Annotated in this window: 22 protein-coding genes and 2 tRNA genes; 13 read left to right on the plus strand and 11 right to left on the minus strand. The window is 62.4% G+C overall.

Annotated elements, in window-relative coordinates; translation table 11 throughout:
• Window positions 1–26: 26 nt before the first annotated feature.
• On the minus strand, window positions 27–2,675 hold the full coding sequence (gene pepN / locus ACTIFF_RS02555) for an aminopeptidase N (RefSeq protein WP_439535411.1): 2,649 nt from the start codon (window positions 2,673–2,675) through the stop codon (window positions 27–29).
• A 258-nt stretch (window positions 2,676–2,933) separates the two neighbouring features.
• On the opposite strand from pepN, the gene ACTIFF_RS02560 reads away from it, so the two are divergent.
• The 9 genes from ACTIFF_RS02560 to ACTIFF_RS02600 all read left to right on the plus strand — a co-directional run bounded on the left by ACTIFF_RS02560 (window position 2,934) and on the right by ACTIFF_RS02600 (window position 9,668).
• Window positions 2,934–3,518, plus strand: a complete 585-nt coding sequence (locus ACTIFF_RS02560) for a hypothetical protein (RefSeq protein WP_439535412.1) — start codon at window positions 2,934–2,936, stop codon at window positions 3,516–3,518.
• 415 nt (window positions 3,519–3,933) lie between these two features.
• On the plus strand, window positions 3,934–5,295 hold the full coding sequence (locus ACTIFF_RS02565) for a tyrosine-type recombinase/integrase (RefSeq protein WP_439535413.1): 1,362 nt from the start codon (window positions 3,934–3,936) through the stop codon (window positions 5,293–5,295).
• Window positions 5,296–5,655: 360 nt separating this feature from the next.
• Window positions 5,656–6,357 carry a hypothetical protein gene (locus ACTIFF_RS02570; protein ID WP_439535414.1) on the plus strand — a complete coding sequence of 234 codons (702 nt, stop codon included), beginning with the start codon at window positions 5,656–5,658 and terminating at the stop codon, window positions 6,355–6,357.
• A gap of 123 nt (window positions 6,358–6,480) precedes the next feature.
• The gene (locus ACTIFF_RS02575; RefSeq protein ID WP_305611655.1) at window positions 6,481–6,708 is read left to right on the plus strand and encodes a helix-turn-helix domain-containing protein; all 228 of its coding nucleotides are present in this window, start codon (window positions 6,481–6,483) and stop codon (window positions 6,706–6,708) included.
• Between the two features lie 10 nt (window positions 6,709–6,718).
• Window positions 6,719–6,874: a hypothetical protein gene (locus ACTIFF_RS02580; RefSeq protein WP_305611656.1), complete on the plus strand. Its 156-nt coding sequence runs from the start codon at window positions 6,719–6,721 to the stop codon at window positions 6,872–6,874.
• Entirely contained in the window at window positions 6,871–7,305 is a 435-nt protein-coding gene (locus ACTIFF_RS02585) for a DNA primase (protein ID WP_439535415.1), read from the plus strand. Before ACTIFF_RS02580 ends, ACTIFF_RS02585 begins: the two co-directional genes overlap by 4 nt.
• Entirely contained in the window at window positions 7,298–8,539 is a 1,242-nt protein-coding gene (locus tag ACTIFF_RS02590; RefSeq protein WP_439535416.1) for an AAA family ATPase, read from the plus strand. The genes ACTIFF_RS02585 and ACTIFF_RS02590 overlap by 8 nt, the downstream gene beginning before the upstream one ends.
• Window positions 8,536–9,018 (plus strand): hypothetical protein, encoded by a 483-nt coding sequence (locus ACTIFF_RS02595; protein WP_439535417.1) that lies wholly within the window; start codon window positions 8,536–8,538, stop codon window positions 9,016–9,018. Before ACTIFF_RS02590 ends, ACTIFF_RS02595 begins: the two co-directional genes overlap by 4 nt.
• Window positions 9,015–9,668 (plus strand): hypothetical protein, encoded by a 654-nt coding sequence (locus ACTIFF_RS02600; protein ID WP_439535418.1) that lies wholly within the window; start codon window positions 9,015–9,017, stop codon window positions 9,666–9,668. Before ACTIFF_RS02595 ends, ACTIFF_RS02600 begins: the two co-directional genes overlap by 4 nt.
• A gap of 163 nt (window positions 9,669–9,831) precedes the next feature.
• Here the strand turns inward: ACTIFF_RS02600 and ACTIFF_RS02605 are convergent, their stop codons facing one another.
• From ACTIFF_RS02605 to ACTIFF_RS02650, 10 genes are all read right to left on the minus strand, one after another.
• Complete coding sequence (locus ACTIFF_RS02605; RefSeq protein ID WP_439535419.1) at window positions 9,832–10,575, minus strand: hypothetical protein; 744 nt, start codon at window positions 10,573–10,575, stop codon at window positions 9,832–9,834.
• Window positions 10,572–11,459 carry a HipA domain-containing protein gene (locus ACTIFF_RS02610; protein WP_439535420.1) on the minus strand — a complete coding sequence of 296 codons (888 nt, stop codon included), beginning with the start codon at window positions 11,457–11,459 and terminating at the stop codon, window positions 10,572–10,574. The genes ACTIFF_RS02605 and ACTIFF_RS02610 overlap by 4 nt, the downstream gene beginning before the upstream one ends.
• A gap of 141 nt (window positions 11,460–11,600) precedes the next feature.
• Window positions 11,601–11,676 (minus strand) — tRNA-Thr (locus ACTIFF_RS02615).
• Window positions 11,677–11,766: 90 nt separating this feature from the next.
• Window positions 11,767–12,192: a Fur family transcriptional regulator gene (locus ACTIFF_RS02620; protein ID WP_306477741.1), complete on the minus strand. Its 426-nt coding sequence runs from the start codon at window positions 12,190–12,192 to the stop codon at window positions 11,767–11,769.
• Window positions 12,193–12,241: 49 nt separating this feature from the next.
• A complete protein-coding gene (gene ispH, locus ACTIFF_RS02625; protein WP_306477740.1) occupies window positions 12,242–13,168 on the minus strand; it encodes a 4-hydroxy-3-methylbut-2-enyl diphosphate reductase in 927 nt (308 codons plus the stop codon).
• A gap of 10 nt (window positions 13,169–13,178) precedes the next feature.
• Window positions 13,179–13,619 (minus strand): FKBP-type peptidyl-prolyl cis-trans isomerase, encoded by a 441-nt coding sequence (locus tag ACTIFF_RS02630; protein ID WP_439535421.1) that lies wholly within the window; start codon window positions 13,617–13,619, stop codon window positions 13,179–13,181.
• Window positions 13,616–14,110 carry a signal peptidase II gene (gene lspA, locus ACTIFF_RS02635; RefSeq protein ID WP_439535422.1) on the minus strand — a complete coding sequence of 165 codons (495 nt, stop codon included), beginning with the start codon at window positions 14,108–14,110 and terminating at the stop codon, window positions 13,616–13,618. The genes ACTIFF_RS02630 and lspA overlap by 4 nt, the downstream gene beginning before the upstream one ends.
• A 5-nt stretch (window positions 14,111–14,115) precedes the next feature.
• Window positions 14,116–16,953 carry an isoleucine--tRNA ligase gene (ileS, locus tag ACTIFF_RS02640; protein ID WP_439535423.1) on the minus strand — a complete coding sequence of 946 codons (2,838 nt, stop codon included), beginning with the start codon at window positions 16,951–16,953 and terminating at the stop codon, window positions 14,116–14,118.
• Window positions 16,954–16,962: 9 nt separating this feature from the next.
• Window positions 16,963–17,895 carry a bifunctional riboflavin kinase/FAD synthetase gene (locus ACTIFF_RS02645; RefSeq protein WP_439535424.1) on the minus strand — a complete coding sequence of 311 codons (933 nt, stop codon included), beginning with the start codon at window positions 17,893–17,895 and terminating at the stop codon, window positions 16,963–16,965.
• A 48-nt stretch (window positions 17,896–17,943) separates the two neighbouring features.
• Window positions 17,944–18,028, minus strand: a tRNA-Leu gene (locus ACTIFF_RS02650).
• 104 nt (window positions 18,029–18,132) lie between these two features.
• Here ACTIFF_RS02650 and queA point away from each other — a divergent pair.
• The 4 genes from queA (at window position 18,133) to secD (ending at window position 22,613) form a co-directional block, all read left to right on the plus strand.
• Window positions 18,133–19,185 (plus strand): tRNA preQ1(34) S-adenosylmethionine ribosyltransferase-isomerase QueA, encoded by a 1,053-nt coding sequence (queA, locus tag ACTIFF_RS02655; protein ID WP_439535425.1) that lies wholly within the window; start codon window positions 18,133–18,135, stop codon window positions 19,183–19,185.
• Window positions 19,175–20,284, plus strand: a complete 1,110-nt coding sequence (tgt, locus tag ACTIFF_RS02660) for a tRNA guanosine(34) transglycosylase Tgt (RefSeq protein ID WP_439535426.1) — start codon at window positions 19,175–19,177, stop codon at window positions 20,282–20,284. The genes queA and tgt overlap by 11 nt, the downstream gene beginning before the upstream one ends.
• Window positions 20,285–20,363: 79 nt before the next feature.
• On the plus strand, window positions 20,364–20,690 hold the full coding sequence (yajC, locus tag ACTIFF_RS02665) for a preprotein translocase subunit YajC (RefSeq protein WP_257093139.1): 327 nt from the start codon (window positions 20,364–20,366) through the stop codon (window positions 20,688–20,690).
• Between the two features lie 72 nt (window positions 20,691–20,762).
• Complete coding sequence (gene secD, locus ACTIFF_RS02670; RefSeq protein ID WP_439535427.1) at window positions 20,763–22,613, plus strand: protein translocase subunit SecD; 1,851 nt, start codon at window positions 20,763–20,765, stop codon at window positions 22,611–22,613.
• Window positions 22,614–22,640 lie beyond the last annotated feature (27 nt).

Raw genomic sequence — 22,640 nt, forward strand, 5'->3', positions numbered from 1 at the left:
TTGCGTCTTGAATCTTGTATCTGCCCTCAAGCCAGGGCCCGGCTGACGACCTCGGCGACATCCGGCGACAGCCCGGGTTGTGCGGCGATGCTTTCAAGCGCGGTGCGGGCATGCGCCTGGCGGCCGTCGTCGAAACGGCGCCAGCGGTCGAAGGCGCGTGCCACGCGTGAGGCCACCTGCGGGTTCACCGGATCGAGCTCGCGGATGACGCCGGCCGCATAGGTGTAACCCGAGCCATCCGCCGCATGGAAGTGCAGCGGGTTGGCGGCGCAGAAGGTGCGCACCAGCGCATACACCTTGTTCGGATTCTTGAGATCGAAGGCTTCGTGCGCCATCAATTCGCGCACGCGCGCGGTCGTGCCGACCGCAGGCGAGGTCGCCTGCACAGTCAGCCATTTATCCACCACCAAGGCTTCGTGCTTCCAGCGCGCGTAGAACTCGGCGAGCGCGACCTCGCGCAATGGCGTTTCGCTGTGCGCCAGCAGGGTCAGCGCCGCCGACTGGTCGGTCATGTTGTCAGCGTCGCGGAACTGCGTGAGTACGCGCAGTTGCAGTGCCGGGTCGTCCAGTTCCATCAGATAGCCCAGCGCCAGATTACGCAGCGCACGCCGGCCCATCGCCGCGGCGTCGGGCACATAGGGTCCGGTCAAGGCAAGGGAATCGAGCAGCGCCTCGAACTGCGGGCGCAAGGCCTGCGCCAGCGTGCGGCGGAACAGCCTGCGTACCCGGTGTGCCGCATCCGGATCGATCACGGACATCTGGTCGCCGAGCCAGATTTCCGACGGCAGCGCCAGCGCCTCGGCGGCGAAGGCCGGGTCCTGCTCTGCCTTGCCCAGGGTGGCGGTGAAGGCGTCGACGAACACCGCTGGCACCTCCGGTACGCCGCCTGACTGCACGGTTGCCACGCCGGCGAGCATGAGCCTCGTGGCCAGTCGTTGGCCGGCTTCCCAGCGGTTGAACTCATCGCTGTCATGCGCCATCAGCGTTGCCAGCGTGCTGTCCGGGCAGTCGAACAGCAGCGTCACCGGCGCCGAGAAATTGCGCAACAGCGATGGCAGCGGCGCTTGAGTCAGGTGATGCGCCGACAGGTCGAAGTCGAAGGTCTGTGAGGTTTCGGTCAGGGACAGCACCGTGGTCGGCAGGATTTCACGGCCATCCGGCGTCAGCAGGCCGACGGCGGCCGGAATGTGCAGCGGGCCGCGTTCGAGCGAAATGCCTTCCTGCGCCAGACGCTTCTCGTAGGCGGTGGCTGGATTGTTCTGGGTCAGCGTGAGGCGATAGCGGCCGGATGCAACGTCGAAATCGGCGGCGGCCTTCAGCGTCGGCGTGCCGGCCTGCTCGTACCAGCGACGGAATCGGGACAGATCGACGCCGCTCGCGTCCTGCATGGCCGATACGAAGGCATCGCAGGTGACCGCCTGCCCGTCATGGCGCTCGAAATACAGCTTCATGCCGCGCTGGAAACCGCCTTCGCCGAGCAGCGTGTGGATCATGCGCACCACTTCGGCCCCCTTCTCGTAGACCGTGGCGGTGTAGAAATTGTTGATTTCCTCGTAGCTGGCCGGACGCACCGGGTGAGCCATCGGGCCGGCATCCTCCGGAAACTGCGCTGCGCGCAGGCCGCGTACCTCCTGGATGCGCTGAACGGCGCGCGAATACATGTCCGAGCCGTACTCCTGGTCGCGGAACACGGTCAGCCCTTCCTTCAGCGACAGCTGGAACCAGTCGCGGCAGGTCACCCGGTTGCCGGTCCAGTTGTGGAAGTACTCGTGCGCGACCACGCGGTCGATGTTCATGTAGTCGAGATCGGTGGCGACGTCCGGTCGCGCCAGCACATACTTCGTGTTGAAGATGTTCAAGCCCTTGTTTTCCATCGCGCCCATGTTGAAGTCGCCGACGGCGACGATCATGTAGCGGTCGAGATCCAGTTCGAGGCCGAAACGCTCCTCGTCCCAGCGCATCGACTTCCTCAGCGCGTGCATCGCGAAATCGCACTGGTCGAGCTTGCCCGGTTCGACATAGATCGCCAGATCGACCTCGCGCCCGGAGGCGGTCGTATAGCGGTCGTCCAGCCGGTCGAGTTTCGCAGCGACCATCGCGAACAGGTAGCACGGCTTGGGAAAAGGATCGACCCAGCGCGCCCAGTGACGGCCTCCGGCCTCGTCGCCGCTGACTTCCAGATTGCCGTTCGCCAGCAGATCGGGGAAACGTTCGCGGCTGGCATGCAGGGTCACCGTGTAGCGCGACATCACGTCGGGCCGATCCGGAAAATACGTGATGCGGCGAAAGCCTTCGGCCTCGCACTGCGTGAAGTAACCGTCCTTAGAGCGGAACAGACCGGACAGCGTCGTATTGACGTCCGGCCGGATGCGCACCCGGGTGGTCAGCCGGCAACTGTCCGGCAGTCCGGTCAGCACGAGCCGGCCGTCATTCAGCAGGCTGACCGGGTCATCCAGCGTGACGTCGTCAACGCGGACGTCGATCAACTCGAGCGCCTCGCCGTCGAGTTCCAGATCGGCCCGGGGTGCGTTTTCGTTGCGCCGCACAAGCATGACTGCGCCAACCGTCGTGTCTCCGTTGTCGGCGATCGAGACGTCAAGGTCGATGGTATCCACCCACCAGCCAGGCGCGCTGTAGTCACGCAGGTGGATGGCACGCGAAAAAGAGTTCTTCATTTGTTAACTTCCGTGTCGATAACAGCAAGGGCAGACGTTCGAACACTGCCTTGAACAAGGGTTCGCAACGATTGCACATCGCGGCAAAGTCAGACTGCATGCGGCTGCGCTGAAGATCACGCGAACGGGTGAAGGGAGCAGACAGGGTTTTTGTCGCTCCATCTGCAGGCCGGGTTAACCCTTAGTCCGGGTGACCTAAGTTCTGAAGAATGACACATCGCAGCATTACCATCGAACCAACAACTCAAAAGGTATGCCATGGGTGCAATTTTGAACGAAAGAGCGTCGGTTTCGCGCCAGCAGCGTGAAGAGACGACCCCGCGCTCGGCGCGGGAACACGCGGCATGGCCGAGGTTTTCGGCCAATGCGTCGCGCCACGCTGAAATCGGGGCAGACGGCCAGCCCATTGCAGCGGCGGGTCTGCGCAACTGGACAGCCGGCGAACTCGCGGCCCTGTTGTGCGAAGTGCTCAAGCGAGAACATGCTGCGCTGGCAGCCTGCCACGGACAACGCGTCGAAACCGACTGGATTCCGCTGGCTCGCTCGCTCGCGATACGCCTGGCCGAAACGCCGGGCATGACGCTGGCGACCAGCCCGCTGAAAACCCGCTTCCTGCTGCGCGAACAGATCGGCGCCTGGCTGGTACACAACGCGCTCGACGTCGATGCTGCGCATTCCGTTCTGATCGCACTGCCCGACACCTGGAATCCCGGTCGCGTGCTGTCGTATCTGTTCCGCCACGAAATTGCACCGATGCACTACGTCACTGCATCCGTACGCAGCAACAACCAGCCCATCTCCGGCAGCACCACGATCCGCGAAGAACTCAGCGTCAGCGCGTGACGCCGAAACCGCGTACCGTGGTTCTTCCGGTTGCACACGTTGCAAAGTCTAAAGAGGTGGTTGCGGCTGAAGGCCGCAACCACCTCTTTTTCCTTGAGCGCCCGAAAGCGGAGAGCCTCATCCGCGTTCCTGAACGACTGCGCCTCGCATCCACACGACACAAAACAAAAAGGCCAGTTCCGGAGAACTGGCCTGTCTGTTTGATTCTATTGGTGCCGCTGGCCGGAATCGAACTGGCGACCTTCGCATTACGAATTAGAAGGCACCGTCAAACCCTCGCATTAACGAACCCTATTTTTCCTTTACCTATAAAGGCGTCTAGACCATACTGACCTTAACGGGCTAGCGCGAAAACCACCGAAATTTGATAGCCCGTGCTAGCCCAGCGCTAGCCCGATCAAATCGAGGTGCAAAGATGGCAAGGCAGAAACTCACCAAGACGTTGATTCTGGAAACTCCCCTGCCGGACGTCGGCAAGCGGACGACCCTTTACGACACAGAGGTTGTAAAGCTGGCTGTACGCATCACGCACACCGGCGCACGCACCTTCTACGTGGTGAAGCGGACCGGCGCATCAATGGCGTGGGTGAAGCTTGGCGACCTGACCGACATGACGGTCGAAAAGGCGCGGATCGAAGCCAACAAGGTATTGGGTGAATTCGCCAGCGGCGCGAACCCGGCAAAGGCACGGCGCGCCATCCGCGAAGAACTGACCTTCGCAAAAGCCTTTGACGAGTTGCTGATGCACAAGCGCAAGCGCAACGGCACGCCGCTGTCCGAGCACACAAAGCGGGATTATCAGGACGTTCTGCGCCTTTACCTTGGCCCGATCACCGGCAAAAAGCTGTCGGAGATATCTCGCACTGACGTGAAGGCAATCCATCGCAAAGCGAGCAAGACAAGCGCAGCGCAAGCCGACCGGGCTGTCGCTATCGTGTCGTCGGTCTTTACCTTCATGCTCGACCAAGAGCTATTCAGCGGGACCAACCCGGCAAGCCGTATTCAGAAGAACCTGCCAGCCGAGCGCGACCGCTTCGTGCAAGCAGATGAACTGCCGGCGCTGTTCGGAGCAATCGCCCAGTCGTCGCAACGCGATTACTTCCTGTTGTCGCTGCTGACCGGCGCGCGTCGATCCAATATGCAGGCGATGGCATGGAAGGACGTCGACATGGACGGCGCCGTGTGGCGGATCGGCAAAACCAAGAATGGCACGCCGCAAAACGTCACCCTGTCCCCTGAAGCACTGGCGGTGCTCAGTTTGCGGGCAGAAGCCGGCAACGATTCGCCGTTCGTGTTTCCCGGCGCTGGCGAGACTGGGCACCTCGTTGAACCGAAGAAGGCATGGGACACATGCAAGCGCGCCGCAAGCTTCATTCGACTACTCGACGCGCTACAGGCTGCGGGCGTACTTGATGACGAAAAGCGGGCCGCTGCCGATGAACTGGCGTTGAAGAACCTGACGAAAGCCGAGCGCACCTATCAGGCGCAAGCCAAGGCCGCGAAGATCAACCCGGACGATTACACGATGCGCGACCTACGCATTCACGATCTGCGGCGCACGCTCGGAAGCTGGCAGGCAAAGACCGGCGCATCGCTTTCAATCATCGGCAAGAGCTTGAACCACAAGACGCACCAAGCGACCGCGATCTATGCGCGACTCGACCTTGATCCGGTGCGGCAGTCCGTGAATACGGCTACCACTGCCATGATGGAAGCGGCCGGGCTAAAGGAAGGCGCGGACGTTGTACCGATCAAGAAGGGCAAGACCGCAGCCTGACGGTCTCAGGCGGGGGCGGGCGACGTCATGCCCCAGCATCGGGAGGAATACGCGTGGAAATAATCGACAAGTCCCCGGCGCTAGTGCTGCGCTGGTTGCTTGGCCTAGAGCTTGGTGGAAAGCTGGATGGCCTTACAGCCGTGGTGACCACAACGGACGGCGACGTGAGATACATCGCTTTGCGTAACGCCTTCCCGCCGCCTGACGTCCTAGGGACTGAGGATGCGATGCGTCTGGAGCCTCGCGGAGCCACTACGGACTAAAAGAGCAGCACGCCGCGCCTACTCCGACGGGAGGAACACCGGGAACCCTTGCCCGGCTGGCGCGGCACCTTCACAGGGGAGCGCGAAAGGGGCGCTGATGCTAAAGCGAATGTATTCGCTATCAGAGGCTGCGGAGTTCTTATCTGCCGAGTACAAGACGAAACACACCGAGCGCGACGTAATCATTGCTGCGGCTCATGGTGATTTGCGGCTTTGCGCATGGTTTGAAGGAACGGTCGGAGCATTCGAAGAACGTTTCGATGAGGACCCAGTTCTGCTAGGCGAACCAGGCCCCCCGCTCTACTGGCACTACTGTCACGGGTACGCAGAAATTCCGCGTGAGCTAATTCGTCCGGACAAGAGTGACCTAGATTTTCACTGGGTCAATATCGTCAGTGTTGCGTGGTCGGAGTATGAAAATCCGCCCGAGCAGATAGCACTTGGCGTGCATCAACACTACATGCTGTTCACCTTCCGTCCAGAGACAGGCCTTCCCGAAGTGGTGCCTATCCGATGCAACCTTGCAACTGCCGAAGTCCCCGCATCAGACCTGCTTGGTTTTGCGCCCAACAAGAGCACGACAACGCAAAAGACGGCTGCTGACACGCGAGTTCAAAACACGCTCTTATCGATCATTGCTGCTTTGGTCGATCAGGCAGGTATTGATCCGACCGCACGTGGCGCAGCCCGGCGCGTTGAGGAATGGACACAGCACATGGGCTGCCCAGTAGGCGAGGAAACGATCAAGAAGTATCTCGACATGCTTCCTGAAGTTCTAGAGCGGCAGTCGCGCAGATAGCCCCAAGGAACCCGAATTCGGAAAGGCAAATCCGACTTAGGACAACAGCTTCGGCATCTTATTCACCATTCGTATCCATACCGCAGCGCAACCGAGCAAGCGGGGATTAACTGGGTACGAACGATGACGACTGAAAACCTTGCAGCACTTCTCAAGCGCGGCGCTGATCTGCTCGACGACAAAGCCGCTGCCGATCTGCTGGACGTGTCACCCGGCACGCTCTCTGTCTGGCGCTCTACCGGGCGCTATAACCTGCCCTTCCTAAAGGTGGGCCGCAAGGTCCGCTATCGGCGTACCGACCTGCTCGCGTGGCTGGAAAGCCGCACCCGCGAAAACGGCGCTACGGCGTAAGGGGGCGGACATGGACAAGAAAAAGAGCCGCACCGCAAAGCAGTACAGCCCCAAACAAGACACCCCGAATCATACCGATCCGCTGATCGGCTGGCACTCACTTGGCAAGCAGAGCCGCACCCGAGCACCGAAGCGCGGATGGTCGCGCAAAGGCGGTGCGAAATGAGCGCCGAAACCTTGCTGTCGCGTCTGGACAAGGTGAAACAGACCAAACCGGGTAATTGGGTAGCGCGCTGCCCTGCTCATGAGGACAAACACCCATCGCTGGCCGTGGGCGAACGGGACGACGGCCGCACGCTGGTGCACTGCTTCGCGGGCTGCGCGGTACATGAGGTTGTTCAAGCAGTCGGGCTGTCCCTGTCCGATCTGTTCCCCGAAAAGCGGAGCAACGAGACGCACGCCATCAAGGGCGAGCGGCGACCGTTCCCCGCTGCCGACGTGCTGCGCTGCATCGCGTTTGAAGCCCTTGTCGTGCTGACAGCGGGCGCGGCATTGCTGGCCGGGCAACCCTTCAGCGATGCGGACCGCGCGCGCCTTGTGGTGGCTGTGGGGCGCTTGCAGGCGGCACTCGATGCGGGAGGGCTGACGCATGGGTAACAGTGCAATCGAGCGTGGCGCGAGCTTCCTTGATGACGTCGCGGCAAAACGGATAGCGGATGCGATGGATGCGCAAGCGCAACCCAGCGAGGTCGGCTTGATCTGCGCGACCGACCTTAAGCCAGAGGCTATTTCATGGCTGTGGGGCGGGTGGCTTGCGGCAGGAAAGATGCACGTATTAGGCGGCGCACCGGGCACCGGCAAGACGACTATCTCAATGGGCCTTGCTGCGACTGTGACGACTGGCGGGCGCTGGCCGGATGGAACTCGGGCAACTGCCGGAAACGTGTTGATCTGGAGCGGCGAGGATGATCCTGCAGACACGCTGATTCCACGACTCGCGCTGTCGGGCGCCGATTTGTCGCGCGCTTATTTCATTGCCGACATCCGGGAAGGCAACGAGCGGCGACCCTTTGACCCAGCCCGAGACATGGAAGCGCTACGGCGCAAGGTCGCGGATATCGGTGGCGTGCGCCTGCTGATTGTTGATCCGGTTGTTTCCGCGATAGCCGGTGACAGTCACAAGAACGCAGAGGTCCGGCGAGGCTTGCAACCGCTTGTCGACCTTGCCGGTTCTATGCGCTGCGCCTTGCTGGGAATCACGCACTTTTCCAAAGGGACGGGAGGGCGCGACCCCGTGGAAAGGCTGACCGGAAGCTTGGCATTCGGGGCGCTTGCGCGGGTGGTGATGGTGGCGGCAAAGCACCAGACGGAAGGCGAGGACGGCCACACCGTGCGGCTTTTCTGCCGGGCAAAGTCGAACATTGGACCGGATGACGGCGGCTTCGAATACGACTTGCACCAAGCGGAACTGGATGCGCATCCGGGCGTATTCGCGTCATCTGTGCTGTGGGGTGACGCGGTGGAAGGTGCAGCGCGCGAACTGCTAGCGACGGCGGACGCCACTGGCGACGACAGCGAAGGCGGCACCCTGGCTGATGCAAAGCGATTCCTTGCTGATCTGCTGGCCGACGGACCTGTGTCAAGTAAGGCAATCAAGGCGGATGCGGATGGCGCGGGCTATACCTGGGCGACGATTCGAAGGGCACAGAAAGCACTTCGTATTGAGCCGGTGAAGCAAGGCATGAAGGGCGGCTGGGTATGGCGGATGCCGTGGCAGGAATCCGCGAAGATGCTCAAAAATCCTGAAGATGCTCAACAAAAAGAGGTGAGCACCTTTGGAGAAATTGAGCACCTTCGGGCGGAACCCGACGCGGTGGAGGTCGAAATATGAACCCGGCGGCGATCATCCGAGACGCGCGGGCGGACGGGGTATGCCTGGCGCTGTGCAAGCCGGGAACGATCAAGGCGACAGGCGATGCGGACGCTGTGAATCGCTGGCTTGCAGTCATCCGCGAGCACAAGGCGCACATCATCGAAGCCCTGAACGATGCCAAAACGGAACCGATAGGCGCGACCTGTTGGCGCTTGAAGTTTGCCGAAGGTGAGCCGCTGGACGTTACTTTCTGTCCGCCCGCAACCAGGGCAAGCGTGCTGGAGCGCTACCCGCACGCCATCGAGGCGGAGCCGATCCCCGAACGACCGCGACGTGCAGCGACGGAAACCGAAGCGCGGGAACTGCGCGGGCTGATTGAAGCCGTCTATGGCGGCGAAACGGACGACGACCGGGCAGATGCTTTAGCCGAAGCATTGAACGACCCAGCGGGCGCGCTGCGCTGCTACCGGGCAATTCTGAAAGCGAGGAACACATGACCACGAAGAACACCCGCAAGCCGGCCGGCAAGCGCACGGCTGTTGCGAAGTTTCCCGACCCGACCGACAGGGAGAAGGCGGACGCTATTGCCAAGTTTGCGACACGACCTAGCGTGAATGCTGCTGCGGTGGTGGAAGCCTTCGGCGCTCCGACCTATGGCGAACTGGATATGGGCGCGCTGACGGATCGGCTTCTGGATCGCATCGAGCAGATGAAGGCGGGCGACATGAGTGAGGCCGAAGGGATGTTGTTAGGGCAGGCACACGCGCTGCAATCCATCTTCGTGAATCTATCGCGCCGGACCGTGAAGCAGGAATATCTGAAGCAATGGGAAACCTACATGCGCATGGCGCTGAAGGCGCAGAACCAGTGCCGAATGACACTCGAAACGCTATCGACGCTGAAGAACCCGCCCGTCGTGTTCGCCAAGCAAGCCAACATCAACAACGGCGGGCAGCAGCAGGTGAACAACGGCACCGGACCAATCGAGCGACGAAACGCGCGCGCGCGCGAAACCGAAACCGAGCAAACCGAACTATTGGAGGCACCACATGGGCAAAGGCTGGACACCCGAGCGCCGGGCACGGCAGGCGGCGCTGATCCGCACATGGAAGCCGTGGGAACAATCGACCGGCCCGCGAACCAATGAAGGCAAGGCGCGGACGGCGCGGAACGGATACCGGGGAGGGATGCGGGCTAAGCTACGCGAGTTGGCTATGCGATTAGACGAGCAGTCCAGTTGCTTGAGGATGATCAGGCCAAGCGACTAGATAGAGATCAAGGCGTCATAAAGACACCTTGTTCCTTCAAATTCACTCGGCAACAACCCGGTACTCATCCGAAGTCATCGGTTCGAAGGCCGCAGGAACTCCACCGCAGAGGTCCACAAGTACACGTCTGGCAAACGGCGCACCCATGCGATTAATGCGATGAACAGTAGCGCTTACTGTCGAGTGCTCAAGCAAGGCAGCGCGTAAGTCATCAACCAGATACCGAGGTGCCCAGCCAATCAAATGGCAGTCTGTAGTCTGTAGTTGGACCGCATAGGTAGTTGCTGGGTTATTAACTTCAATTGCAACCTGCAACGGCTCGCCTTCAGTAAGGTTTTCTGCGCGAGTCCGCGCCGCTTCTGACACATGACGCAAGCCATGCAAGAAAAATCGGCAGCGAATTGTTCCGTCCGCCAATTTACGGACCTTCGGAAACACTTCTAAACTGTCAGTCTGCCGCTCGCCCCCCGTCAGCCCCAAAATCTCGATAGGGTCAGCGTGGGCCGGGTCAAGATCAAGCCAGCGCAAGTACTCTGCAAAATCCTTGCGGTTAGGTTCAAGAATCCGATTTTTGAACAGCGGAAACAGATCATCCGCTTGATACTTTCGACTGAAATCCGGAAAAGCAATTAGCGGTTTGAAGCCCGCAGCAGCCTCAGCATGCAGGGCTCCGTGCGTGTAGCGAAACATGTACTCGCGTCGATCAGTAGACGCATCAAGACGGCCGATCGGAAACCAAGCCCTCGTTGGATCCGGTGCTTGCCATGCAACAAACAAGGTACTCATCTCAAAATCTCAGCTAACGAAGCTTGCGCAGTGAAGATCATGGCTGCTGCGAACTTTTTGGCAGCAGGTGAAGCTCGTTCATCGGGCAGCGAACCAATAATCTGAAGAACGTGTTCATGTGATAAAGACCGCACCCGCGTCAATGCTGGTTCGAAAAACGAAGGATACGCTCGTGCCGCCAACTGCACTAACCGAAGAGGGTTTTCACCATGAGGTTCATCCGGACTGCGAAAAACTCCGCCCCGTCCCTTATTGACATACGAACTTATACGCTTCTCCGCGATAAATCTGAGCCGTTTTTCATCCCGTAACTCTCTACCCAACGACGAAGCATGGTCAAAGCTAGGTGCAACGGTAAGTACTAGCTCTGGCGACTCCGAATAGACATGTAGCAGTAGGCCCCAGTTCTCGTGGTGCCGGTCAGTGTTACCAATCAGCGCGTCAAGTACTAAATAGCTAGCAAGTTCAGTCAAAACCCCGTCTGCCTGGTCAGAGGAGAATAAACCGCGCATCGCGGCTTCGATGTTCTCTAAAGTGTGATCCGATTGCCCAAACACTTTGCCTTTGTCGTAACCAGTGAAGCGGGTAGCAAGGACTTCGTTACCATGAACGAGCGCCTGCCCGCCCTTAACGTCGACAAAATTCATTGATACGCAACCGCGTCGCCCATCGTATTCGGCAAGCTCTACCGTCGCAGCTCGGATGCCAACAGCTCGCGCAACTTCGGCAGCAACCTTTTCAGCCCAGTCTTCGCCTGTGTCAGGGCGTGACTCTTTGAACAACCACCTTTTATCGTCGAGCAAAACCCAAAACTTAGGCTTACTGCCAAGCTGCTCGGTATCTTCACGGGCATCAGTCGGTATCTCGATGATCTTGTAGCTCATGGCGGGCACTCAACTTAGAAGTCACGTCGCTCGGGAGCAACATTCGCACTTAAAGTCGCTACACAGGGGCTTGGCGCTAGCCCGGCGCTAGCCCAACAAAAAGGCCAACCCCGAAGAGTTGGCCTATCTGCTTGATTCTATTGGTGCCGCTGGCCGGAATCGAACTGGCGACCTTCGCATTACGAATGCGCTGCTCTACCAACTGAGCTACAGCGGCGAAAAAGAGCGCGCATGTTAGCTGTTGGCACGGTTCAAATCAATGAGAACCTGCGCGCAACGCGGAACAATGCACGGATCTGCGGTGCTGTTACGCAGAAGCGCCTGACGGACGCATGCGGACGACGATGTCCATGCCGTCAGCCACCATGCCGGGCGGCAACGACGGCATTCCGTCGACGCGCAGAACGTGTTGCGGAATGTCGGTCAGGCAGCCGGTCACGACGTCATAGAGGTGATGGTGCGGCTCGGTGTTCGGATCGAAGAACACTTTGGTCGGGTCGACGATGACCTCGCGGATCAGGCCGGAGTCACGCAGCAGCTTCAGCGTGTTGTAGACCGTCGCCTTCGAGGCCGACGGTGAAGTTTCGTTCACCATGCCCAGTATCTGGTCCGCCGACAGATGCTCCATGCGGGAAAAAAGGACACACGCGATATCTACGCGTGGCTGCGTCAGATTGACGCCGTGCTTGCGCAACAGGTCTATCGTTTGTTCGCGGTTCAACGTGGTTTTCATGATTACCAGTATATGTAAGCGGGCCCGTCCCTGCCAATCAACGGGCTTGTCACCCCTGCACCAGTTCTCTGGGAAGCGGAAAATTGACGTTTTCCGGCGCGCCTTCAAGCATGCGGACCGATGCCGCGCCCAGCTCGCGCAAGCGCGCCACCACTTCATCGACCAGCACTTCCGGCGCCGACGCACCGGCGGTCACACCAATGCGCTTGCGACCGGTCAGCCAGGACGGGTCGATCTGCGCCGCGTTGTCGATCAGATAGGCAGGCACGCCGAACTGTTCCGCCACCTCGCGCAAGCGGTTCGAATTGGAGCTGTTCGGTGAGCCGACCACCAGCACCAGTTCGCTGCGCGGCGCCATGAACTTGACTGCATCCTGCCGGTTCTGCGTCGCATAGCAGATGTCGTCGCGCTTCGGACCGACGATATCCGGAAAGCGGGCGCGCAGCGCCTCGACGATGACCTGCGCATCATCGACCGACAACGTGGTCTGTGTGACGTAGGCGAGCTTGCCTGCGTCCTTGACGTTCAACGAGGCAACGTCTGCCACGGTTTCGACCAGATACATGCCGCCGTCGGTCTGACCCATCGTCCCTTCCACCTCCGGATGCCCCTTGTGCCCGATCATGACGATTTCGCGGCCGGCATCGCGCATCTTGGCCACTTCGACGTGCACCTTGGTCACCAGCGGGCAGGTTGCGTCGAACACACGCAAGCCACGCGACGACGCGTCGTGGCGTACTGCCTGCGGCACACCGTGTGCGCTGAAGATCAGCGTGGCGCCCTCGGGCACCAGTTCGAGGTCGTCGATGAAGATCGCACCCTTGGCGCGCAGGCTGTCGACGACGAACTTGTTGTGCACCACCTCGTGCCGCACGTAGATCGGGGCACCGTACTGCTCAAGTGCCCGCTCGACGATGGCAATCGCCCGTTCTACGCCGGCACAGAAGCCGCGCGGATTGGCCAGCAGAATTTCCATGTTTCCTCCGTCAGAGGATGCCGATGATCTGGACCTCGAAGCTCACGGCACGCCCCGCCAACGGGTGATTGAAATCGATCAGCGCCGACTTGTCATCCACTTCCTTCACCAGGCCGGGAAACTTGTTGCCGTCTTCAACCATGAATTCGACGATGGAATTCACCGCCAGTTCGACATCGTCCGGAAGGTCGGCGCGCGCGAAGCGCTCGACCAGATTTTCCGTATGCTCGCCGAACACCTCGCCCGCTTCCAGTTCGAACACTTCGTGATCGCCGACCGCCAGGCCGACCAGACATATTTCGAGTGCCGGCGCCAACTCGCCGCGACCCAGCTGCAGCGTCGCAGGGCGGGAATCGAAGGTGCTGACGCGTACCACGGCCCTTTCGGTTTCCGGCACGGCCATGCGGTAATGCAGGGTCACCAGGCTGTCCGGCTTGATCTTGTCACTCATGCTTGTTTCTCCGCACGGGCGGCGCGCGACACCAGCCAGAACTGATCGATCAGCATCAGTACGACACCCGCAGTGATGGCCGAATCGGCCACGTTGAACGCCGGAAAGCCGTGGCTCCCGGCATGAAAGTACAGAAAATCGACAACCGCGCCGAGCACCACGCGGTCGATCAGGTTGCCGATGGCGCCGCCGAGGATCAGCGCCAGCCCCAGCGGCAGAACGACTTCGGCGACATGTCGGCGCATCAGCACGATGAGCCAGGCAGACACCGCTGACGTGAGCACGATGAAAAACCAGCGCTGCCAGCCGGAATGATCGGCCAGAAAGCTGAATGCGGCACCCGGGTTGTACACCAGCACCAGATCGAAGTAGGACGTCACCGACCAGCTCTGGCCGTAGGACAACCACCCCGTGATCAGGTATTTGGTGAGCTGGTCCGCCCCCACGACCAACAGGGCGACGGCCAGCCAGCCGGCGAAGCGCGCACTCACGGTGGTCAGGCGTGGCTGCGCGTTTCACCGTCGCCGTGCAGATTGCGGTCGCAACGGCTGCACAGTTGGGGGTGCTCGGGGTTATTGCCGACATCAGCGCGATAGTGCCAGCAGCGCGCGCACTTGACCTGCGCGCTTGCCGCCGCACTGACGCCCTGCTCGGCGTCCGATTCGACCTTGACCAGGGTCGCCGCGGAGGTGATGAGCACGAAGCGCAGATCGTCGCCGAGCGCCGCGAGATCGTCGTAGACAGCCCCCGATGCCCGCACTTCGACTTCAGCCTGCAGCGACGAGCCGATGCCACCTTCGGCGCGCAGCGTTTCGAGCACGCGCGCCGATTCTGCGCGCAGTGTGCGGATGCGCCCCCAGCTTTCCATCAGCGCGGCTTCGTCGGCCTGCATCGGCAGCGCATTCCACGTGGTCAGCATCACGCTGTCGAGATTCGCGGCATACGGGCCGTTCTTCCCCGCTTCGGCCAGCACGGTCCAGATTTCTTCCGCCGTGAAAGGCATGATCGGTGCCATCAGGCGTACCAGGGTCTGCGTGATGTGCCACAGCGCGCCCTGCGCCGAGCGGCGGGCGTGCGAGCCGGGCGCCGTCGTGTAGAGCCGGTCCTTCAGGATGTCGAGGTAGAAGCCGCCCAGATCTTCCGATGCGAAGTGCTGCAGCGCCTGCACGATCTTGTGGAACTCGAACGTGAGGTAGTCGTTGCCGACCCTCTCCTGCAGGTCGCGCGTCAGCGCCAGTGCGTAGCGGTCGATGGTCAGCCATTTGGTCACCGGCAGCTTGTGCGCAACCGGATCGTAGTCGGCGATGTTGGCCAGCAGGAAACGGACGGTATTGCGCAGCCGGCGATAGGTTTCCACCACGCGGTCGAGGATTTCCTTCGAGATCGACAACTCGCCCGAATAATCGGCCGATGCGAGCCACAGCCGCAGGATTTCCACGCCCAGCTTGTCGCCGACTTCCTGCGGCTCGATGCCGTTGCCGGCCGACTTGCTCATCTTGTGGCCGCTGGCATCGACCGTGAAGCCATGCGTCAGCAGCGCGCGATACGGTGCGTGGCCATCGAGCGCACATCCGGTGAGCAGCGACGACTGGAACCAGCCGCGGTGCTGGTCGGAACCTTCGAGATAGAGGTCGGCGACCGGGCCGCCATCGCCGCGCCGGCCGTCCTGGTGCGAACCGCGGAGCACGTGCCAGTGCGTGGTGCCTGAATCGAACCACACGTCGAGGGTGTCGGTCAGCTTGTCGTAATGCGCCGCATCGTCACCCAGCAGTTCGGCCGGATCGAGGTTGAACCAGGCGTCGACCCCTTCACGCTCGACGCGCAGCGCGACCTGCTCCATCAGGTCCGGCGTGTCAGGGTGCAGCTGGCCGGTTTCCTTGTGCAGGAAGAACGGTATCGGCACCCCCCAGTTGCGCTGGCGGGAAATGCACCAGTCCGGGCGTTTGGCGATCATCGCCGCCAGACGTTCCTTGCCCCAGTCGGGGTAGAAAGCGGTGGCTTCGACCGCCGCCGCCGCGCATTCACGCAGCGTGTAGGACTCCGGCTGGCGGATGTCCATGCCGACGAAGAACTGCGCCGTGGCGCGGTAGATGACCGGCGTCTTGTGGCGCCAGCAGTGCATGTAACTGTGCGTGATCTGTTCGTGCGACAGCAGCGCACCCGCCTTGGCGATCGTGTCGACGATGACCGGATTGGCTTTCCAGATGTGCATGCCGCCGAACAGCGGCAGGGCATCGATATAGACGCCGTTGGCCTGCACCGGGCCGAATACCTCGTCGGTCGCCAGACCGTGCGCCGTCCAGGTCTGGAAGTCTTCGACACCGTAGGCCGGCGCGCAATGCACGATGCCGGTACCCGCGTCGAGCCCGACGTAGCCGGCAGTCAGCACCGGCACGTCCCGCACGTAGAACGGATGCTGGAACAGCAGATCCGCCAGTGCAGTGCCCGGCGCCGTGGCGACGACCTCGCCTTCGAGCTTGAAGCGCGCCAGACAGCTGTCGACCAGGTCGCGGGCGACGATCACGTGGCCGTTCGGCGTCCGCACCAGTGCGTAGGTGTGCTCGCCATTCACGTTCAGCGCCTGGTTGGCCGGAATCGTCCACGGCGTGGTGGTCCAGATCACGGCCTGCACCGTGCCCGCCGGCAGGGCATCGAGTCCGAAGGCATCCGCCAGCATGTGACGGCAGGCATCGGCGATCTGGAAACCCACGTCGACGGCCGGGCTGCCCTTGTCCTGATACTCGACTTCCGCTTCGGCCAGCGCCGAAGCGCAGTCGAAACACCAGTTCACCGGCTTCAGACCACGGTACACCCAGCCCTTCTTGACCATTTCCTTCAACGCACGGATTTCGCCCGCCTCGTTCTGGAAATCCATCGTGCGGTAGGGCCGGTCCCAGTCGGCCAGCACGCCCAGCCGGACAAAGCCCTTCTTCTGCAGTTCGACCTGATCGGCGGCATAGGCGCGCGCCAGCTTGCGCACCTCGGCCGGCGGCAACGACTTGCCGTGCTTCTTTTCGATCTGGTGTTCGATCGGCAAACCGTGGCAGTCCCAGCCCGGTATGTAGGACGCGTCGAAGCCGTGCAACGTCATCGAGCGGACGATGATGTCCTTCAGGATCTTGTTGACCGCATGGCCGAGGTGGATGTCGCCATTGGCGTACGGCGGGCCGTCGTGCAGCACGAACTGCGGCCGGCCGGCCGACTGCTTGCGGATGCGCTGATACAGCTTGCTGTCCTGCCACTGCTTCACCCAGCCAGGCTCGCGTTTCGGCAGGTCGCCGCGCATCGGAAACGGCGTGTCGGGGAGGTTCAGCGTCGAGCGGTAATCAGCCATGTTCAGCCTTCAGAGAGTATGTACAGCAAACCAGTGGCGGATATCGGCCACGTCCTTCGCGATTGCCTCGCGCAGTGCATCGAGTCCTTCATAGCGCATCTCGTCACGCATCTTGTGCCGGAATCGCACCGACACGCGACGGTCGTACAGGTCGACCGTGCGGTCCAGCAGGTGGACCTCGCAGGTCGGCCGCAGGCCGTCGGCGATGGTCGGCCGCACGCCCACGCTGGCCGCACCCTGCGCACCCAGCAGACCGCCGCCGGTCACGGTGACCGCGAATATTCCGGACAGCGGCAGCGAACGCTGCCTGATCTGCACGTTCGCGGTCGGAAAACCGAGTTCCCGACCGATTTTCTGCCCGTGCTCGACGCGCCCGCTGATTTCGTAAGGGCGTCCGAGCAGTGCTTCGGCACGCGCCAGATCACCATGTTCCAGCGCCCCGCGCACCGCGGAACTGGACGCCCGCTCGCCATTGACCGATATCGTGGCCATGGTCGCCAGTGAAAAGCCGTGCCGCTCGCCGGCCACGCGCAGGCGCTCGAAGTCGCCCTCCCGACCCCGTCCGAACCGGAAGTCGTCGCCGATGATCAGGTGGCGCACGCCAAGACCGCGCACCAGCAGGTCCTCGATGAAAGCCTGGGCGCTCAGCGCCGCAAACCGCGCATTGAAACGACACACGTACACCCTGTCCACCCCGGCTTCGGCAAACAGTTCGAGTTTCTCGCGCAGACTGGTCAGCCGGGTCGGCCGTCGCTCGTGCGTGAAGAACTCGCGCGGGTGCGGCTCGAAGGTCATCACCGCTGCCGGCAGACGATCTTCGCACGCACGCGAAACGAGCTGAGCCAGCAGGGCCTGATGGCCCAGATGCACACCGTCGAAGTTACCGATGGTCAGGACGACCGGCGCATCGGCCACGGAAGGGATTGCGCGAAAGACCTGCACGGATTAAAAAGCGCCCGAAAAATCGCGCGATTATAGCTTGGCGCTTGTTGGTGCCGGGAGGGGGACTCGAACCCCCACACCTTGCGGCGGCGGATTTTGAATCCGCTGCGTCTACCGATTCCGCCATCCCGGCAGGGAAGAGCGCCGGATTATGCGTGTCGGGCCGGTCGCTGCGCAAGCCTGACGGACGCTACAATTGCGGGCTTTGCCTTTCAGGCCGACCCTGTGCCGCTTTCCGTGCTCACCCTGTCCGACTTCGATTACGACCTGCCCGACGACCTGATCGCCCAGGCTCCGCTGCCCGAACGCAGCGCCAGTCGCCTGCTGGTCGTCGGGCCAGCGACGCTGACCGACAGCCGCATCCGCGAGTTGCCCCGGTGGCTCGAGGCGGGCGACCTGCTGGTGTTCAACGACACCCGCGTGATGCATGCCCGGCTGTTCGGGATGAAGGACAGCGGCGGCCGCATCGAGGTGTTGATCGAACGGCTGACCGGCGAGCACGAGGCGCTGGCGCAGATTCGCGCCAGCAAGACGCCACGCGCCGGCAGCCGGCTGCGCATGGAAGACGCCTTCGACTTCGAGGTGCTCGGACGTGACGGCGAATTCTTCCGTCTGCGCAGTCTCGGAGAGACACCGCTGACCGCACTGCTGGAACGCCACGGCCGTCTGCCGCTGCCGCCCTACATCGATCGAGCGGCCGCCGATGCGGACGAACAGCGCTATCAGACAGTCTATGCACGGGAAACCGGTTCGGTCGCCGCACCCACTGCCGGCCTGCATTTCGACAATGAACTGTTCGATGCGGTCGCCGCATGCGGCGTGCAGCGTGCCCATGTCACGCTGCACGTCGGCGCCGGCACCTTCCAGCCGGTGCGCACCGACAATCTGGCGGAACACCGCATGCACAGCGAACAGTTCCAGCTGTCGGCCGACACCGCACAGGCCATCGCCGACACGAAATCGGCCGGCGGACGCGTGATCGCGGTCGGCACCACCAGTCTGCGCTGTCTCGAATCGGCGGCGGCCACCTGCGCGCCGGGCCCGCTCGCCGCCTGCCGGGGCGATACCCGCCTTTTCATCACGCCAGGCTACGACTTCCGCGTGATCGATGGACTGCTGACCAATTTTCACCTGCCGAAGTCGACCTTGCTGATGCTGGTGTCGGCGCTGGCCGGGCGGCAGCGGGTCCGCGCCGCCTATGCGCACGCGGTGGCGCAGCGCTATCGCTTCTTCAGCTACGGTGACGCGATGTTCATTCCGGCGCGCATGAAGGACACCGATGAAGTTTGATCTGCTCGCGCGCGACGGCCTCGCCCGGCGCGGCCGCCTGACCCTTGCCCACGGCACGGTCGACACACCCGTTTTCATGCCGGTCGGCACCTACGGCACGGTCAAGGGCATGGACCCGGCGGAACTGAAGGACATGGGCGCGAAGATCGTGCTCGGCAACACCTTCCACCTGTGGCTGCGCCCGGGCACCGAGGTCATCCGCAAGCACGGCGGGCTGCATCGTTTCATGGGCTGGGACCGGCCGATACTGACCGACTCCGGGGGCTTCCAGGTGTTTTCGCTCGACGCGCTGCGCAAGATCGGCGAGGACGGGGTGCGCTTCGCCAGCCCGATCAACGGCGACAAGCTGCTGCTGACGCCGGAGGAGTCGATGCGCATCCAGCACGACCTGAATTCCGATGTGGTGATGATTTTCGACGAATGCACGCCCTACCCGGCCGATCTCGATCAGGCGGCGACGTCGATGCGGCTCAGCCTGCGCTGGGCGCAGCGATCGCGCGACGCGCACGACGCACTGGGCAACGTGAATGCGCTGTTCGGCATCGTCCAGGGCGGCATGCACGAAACGCTGCGCGACGAGTCGCTCGCCGGGCTCGAGGGCATCGGCTTCGACGGCTACGCCATCGGTGGCCTGTCGGTCGGAGAGCCCAAGGACGACATGCAGCGCATCCTCGCGCACACCGCGCCGAAACTGCCCGAGCATGCGCCGCACTACCTGATGGGCGTGGGTACGCCGGAAGATCTGATCAATGCGATCGCGCACGGCATCGACATGTTCGACTGCGTCATGCCCACCCGCAATGCGCGCAATGGCTGGCTGTTCACGCGCTACGGCGACATCAAGCTGAAGAACGCGCGCTACAAGGACGACACGGGGCCGGTGGACGCGTCCTGCGAGTGCCATACCTGCGCTCACTACACGCGCGCCTATCTGCACCACCTGCACCGCTGCAACGAAATGCTGGGCGCCAGGCTGAATACCTTGCACAACCTGCACTTCTACCAGCAGTTCACGCGCGAGGCGCGCGAGGCGATCGAAACCGGCCGTTACGCGCCCTGGTCCGCCGCGTTCCTCGCCGACCGGCAGCGCGGAGTGTGAGCAAATCTGTCGGCCCGGGACGGTCCGGGCCCGGCTGATATACTCGCGCGCTTTACCAATCGCGCAAACGGAGTTCAACGTGTTCATTTCCCCCGCTTACGCTCAGGCCGCAGGCGCCGCCGACCCCACCGGCGGCCTTATGGGACTGCTGCCCATCCTGCTGATGTTCGTCGTCCTGTGGTTCCTGATGATCCGCCCGCAGATGAAGCGCGCGAAGGAACACAAGGCGCTGATCGAAGCGCTGACCAAGGGCGACGAAGTGGTGACCCAGGGCGGCATGGCCGGCCGGATCACCAAGGTCGGCGACAACTTCATCAGCGTCGAGCTGGCGCCGAACGTCGAAGTCGCCGTGCAGCGGCAGGCGATCGCCACGGTGCTGCCCAAGGGCACGCTGAAGGCACTCTGATTCCGCGCTGATCCGTCCGGCTGCGGCCGGCGGCAGTACCGCCGGCCTTCCACTCCTCATTCAGACTCCGCAATGAACCGCTATCCGATCTGGAAAAACGCGCTGGTGATCGTGGCGCTGATACTTGGCCTGATCTACACCCTGCCGAACTTCTTCGGCGAGGCGCCTGCGGTGCAGGTATCGACCGCGCGCACCGGCGTGCAGATCGACGCCGCCCTGATGACGCAGGTCGAATCGACGCTGAAGGGCGCCGCCATCGCACACACCGGCCTGACGCTGGACACCACCGGTGTGCGCGTACGCCTGGCCGACACCGACACCCAGTTGAAGACGCGCGACGTACTCGAGCGGGCGCTCAATCCGGATCCGGCCGACGGCAAGTACGTCGTGGCGCTGAACCTGCTGTCGAAGTCACCGGACTGGCTGCGTTCGGTCGGCGCACTGCCGATGTATCTCGGCCTCGACCTGCGCGGCGGCGTGCACTTCCTGCTGCAGGTCGACATGCAGGGCGCGATGGTGAAGCGGCTGGACTCGATGTCATCCGACCTGCGCACCCAGCTGCGGGAGAAGAACATCCGCCACGGTGGCATTTCGCGCGAAGGCAACACCATCGTGCTGCGTTTCCGCGACGCAGCCGGTCGCGATGCCGCGCGCAGCGCAGTCGAAAAGGCGCTGCCGGAAATGGTGTGGACACCGGGCCAATCCGGTGCCGACCAGTTGTATACAGGTCGCATGAGCGAACTGGCCGAGACGGAGCTGCGGGAATCGGCCATCAAGCAAAACATCCTGACCCTGCAGAAGCGCGTGAATGAACTGGGCGTGGCCGAACCCATCATCCAGCAGCAGGGTGCCGACCGCATCGTCGTGCAGTTGCCCGGCGTGCAGGACGTGGCCAAGGCGAAAGACCTGATCGGCCGTACCGCCACGCTGGAGGTTCGCCTGGTCGATCAGGAAGCGATGACCAGCGGCAATATGGACGGGCTCGAGGTCTATCCGGAGAACTCGCGCAGCGGCGGTGTTTCGAATGTGCCGGTGAAGAAGCAGGTCATCCTGACCGGCGAGCGCTTCGAAACCGCCCAGGCCTCGTTCGACGATTCGAACCGCCCGGCCGTTGCGGTGAAGCTCGACGCCACCGGCGGCCGCATCATGCGCACGGTCACGCGTGAAAACCTCAAGAAGCTGATGGTCATCCTGCTGTTCGAAAAGGGCCGCGGCGAGGCGATTTCGGTTGCCACCATCCAGGGCGAATTCGGCGACCGCTTCCAGATCACGGGCCAGTTCTCGCCGCAGGAAACGAACACGCTGGCCATCCTGATCCGCTCGGGCGCGCTGGCAGCACCGATGGAAATCATCGAAGAACGGGTCATCGGCCCGTCGCTCGGCGCCGAAAACATCGAAAAGGGTTTCGATTCGACGCTATGGGGCTTCGTGGCGATCGCCGTGTTCATGATCTTCTATTACGCGGTGTTCGGCTTCATCTCGACCACGGCGCTGGCGGCCAACCTGCTGTTCCTGATTGCACTGCTGTCGCTGCTGCAGGCCACGCTGACACTGCCGGGCATCGCCGCCATCGCGCTGACACTGGGCATGGCGATCGACGCCAATGTGCTGATCAACGAGCGCATCCGCGAAGAGCTGCGCAATGGCGTCACGCCGCAGGCGGCGATCGCCGCCGGCTACGAGCGCGCCTGGGCAACCATTCTCGATTCGAACATCACGACGCTGATCGCCGGCATCGCGCTGCTCGTGTTCGGGTCCGGACCGGTGCGCGGCTTTGCCGTGGTGCACTGCCTGGGCATCCTGACTTCGATGTTCAGCGCCGTCGTCGTGTCACGCGCCATCGTCAACATGGTGTACGGACGCGCCCGCAAGCTGGAAAAAGTGTCGATCGGCACCGTGTGGAAACCGGGCGCCAACCTCTGAGCCGCCACCAAGGAAATCTGAACAGTC

The sequence above is a fragment of the Methyloversatilis sp. genome (assembly GCF_051861465.1).
Taxonomy (GTDB): Bacteria; Pseudomonadota; Gammaproteobacteria; order Burkholderiales; family Rhodocyclaceae; genus Methyloversatilis.

Excerpts from the sequence above, each read along its gene's own strand:
- pepN (WP_439535411.1), bottom strand. The coding sequence starts at position 2,675 with ATGAAGAACTCTTTTTCGCGTGCCATCCACCTGCGTGACTACAGCGCG.
- ACTIFF_RS02560 (WP_439535412.1), top strand. The coding sequence starts at position 2,934 with ATGGGTGCAATTTTGAACGAAAGAGCGTCGGTTTCGCGCCAGCAGCGT.
- ACTIFF_RS02565 (WP_439535413.1), top strand. The coding sequence starts at position 3,934 with ATGGCAAGGCAGAAACTCACCAAGACGTTGATTCTGGAAACTCCCCTG.
- ACTIFF_RS02570 (WP_439535414.1), top strand. The coding sequence starts at position 5,656 with ATGCTAAAGCGAATGTATTCGCTATCAGAGGCTGCGGAGTTCTTATCT.
- ACTIFF_RS02575 (WP_305611655.1), top strand. The coding sequence starts at position 6,481 with ATGACGACTGAAAACCTTGCAGCACTTCTCAAGCGCGGCGCTGATCTG.
- ACTIFF_RS02580 (WP_305611656.1), top strand. The coding sequence starts at position 6,719 with ATGGACAAGAAAAAGAGCCGCACCGCAAAGCAGTACAGCCCCAAACAA.
- ACTIFF_RS02585 (WP_439535415.1), top strand. The coding sequence starts at position 6,871 with ATGAGCGCCGAAACCTTGCTGTCGCGTCTGGACAAGGTGAAACAGACC.
- ACTIFF_RS02590 (WP_439535416.1), top strand. The coding sequence starts at position 7,298 with ATGGGTAACAGTGCAATCGAGCGTGGCGCGAGCTTCCTTGATGACGTC.
- ACTIFF_RS02595 (WP_439535417.1), top strand. The coding sequence starts at position 8,536 with ATGAACCCGGCGGCGATCATCCGAGACGCGCGGGCGGACGGGGTATGC.
- ACTIFF_RS02600 (WP_439535418.1), top strand. The coding sequence starts at position 9,015 with ATGACCACGAAGAACACCCGCAAGCCGGCCGGCAAGCGCACGGCTGTT.
- ACTIFF_RS02605 (WP_439535419.1), bottom strand. The coding sequence starts at position 10,575 with ATGAGTACCTTGTTTGTTGCATGGCAAGCACCGGATCCAACGAGGGCT.
- ACTIFF_RS02610 (WP_439535420.1), bottom strand. The coding sequence starts at position 11,459 with ATGAGCTACAAGATCATCGAGATACCGACTGATGCCCGTGAAGATACC.
- ACTIFF_RS02620 (WP_306477741.1), bottom strand. The coding sequence starts at position 12,192 with ATGAAAACCACGTTGAACCGCGAACAAACGATAGACCTGTTGCGCAAG.
- ispH (WP_306477740.1), bottom strand. The coding sequence starts at position 13,168 with ATGGAAATTCTGCTGGCCAATCCGCGCGGCTTCTGTGCCGGCGTAGAA.
- ACTIFF_RS02630 (WP_439535421.1), bottom strand. The coding sequence starts at position 13,619 with ATGAGTGACAAGATCAAGCCGGACAGCCTGGTGACCCTGCATTACCGC.
- ileS (WP_439535423.1), bottom strand. The coding sequence starts at position 16,953 with ATGGCTGATTACCGCTCGACGCTGAACCTCCCCGACACGCCGTTTCCG.
- tgt (WP_439535426.1), top strand. The coding sequence starts at position 19,175 with ATGAAGTTTGATCTGCTCGCGCGCGACGGCCTCGCCCGGCGCGGCCGC.
- secD (WP_439535427.1), top strand. The coding sequence starts at position 20,763 with ATGAACCGCTATCCGATCTGGAAAAACGCGCTGGTGATCGTGGCGCTG.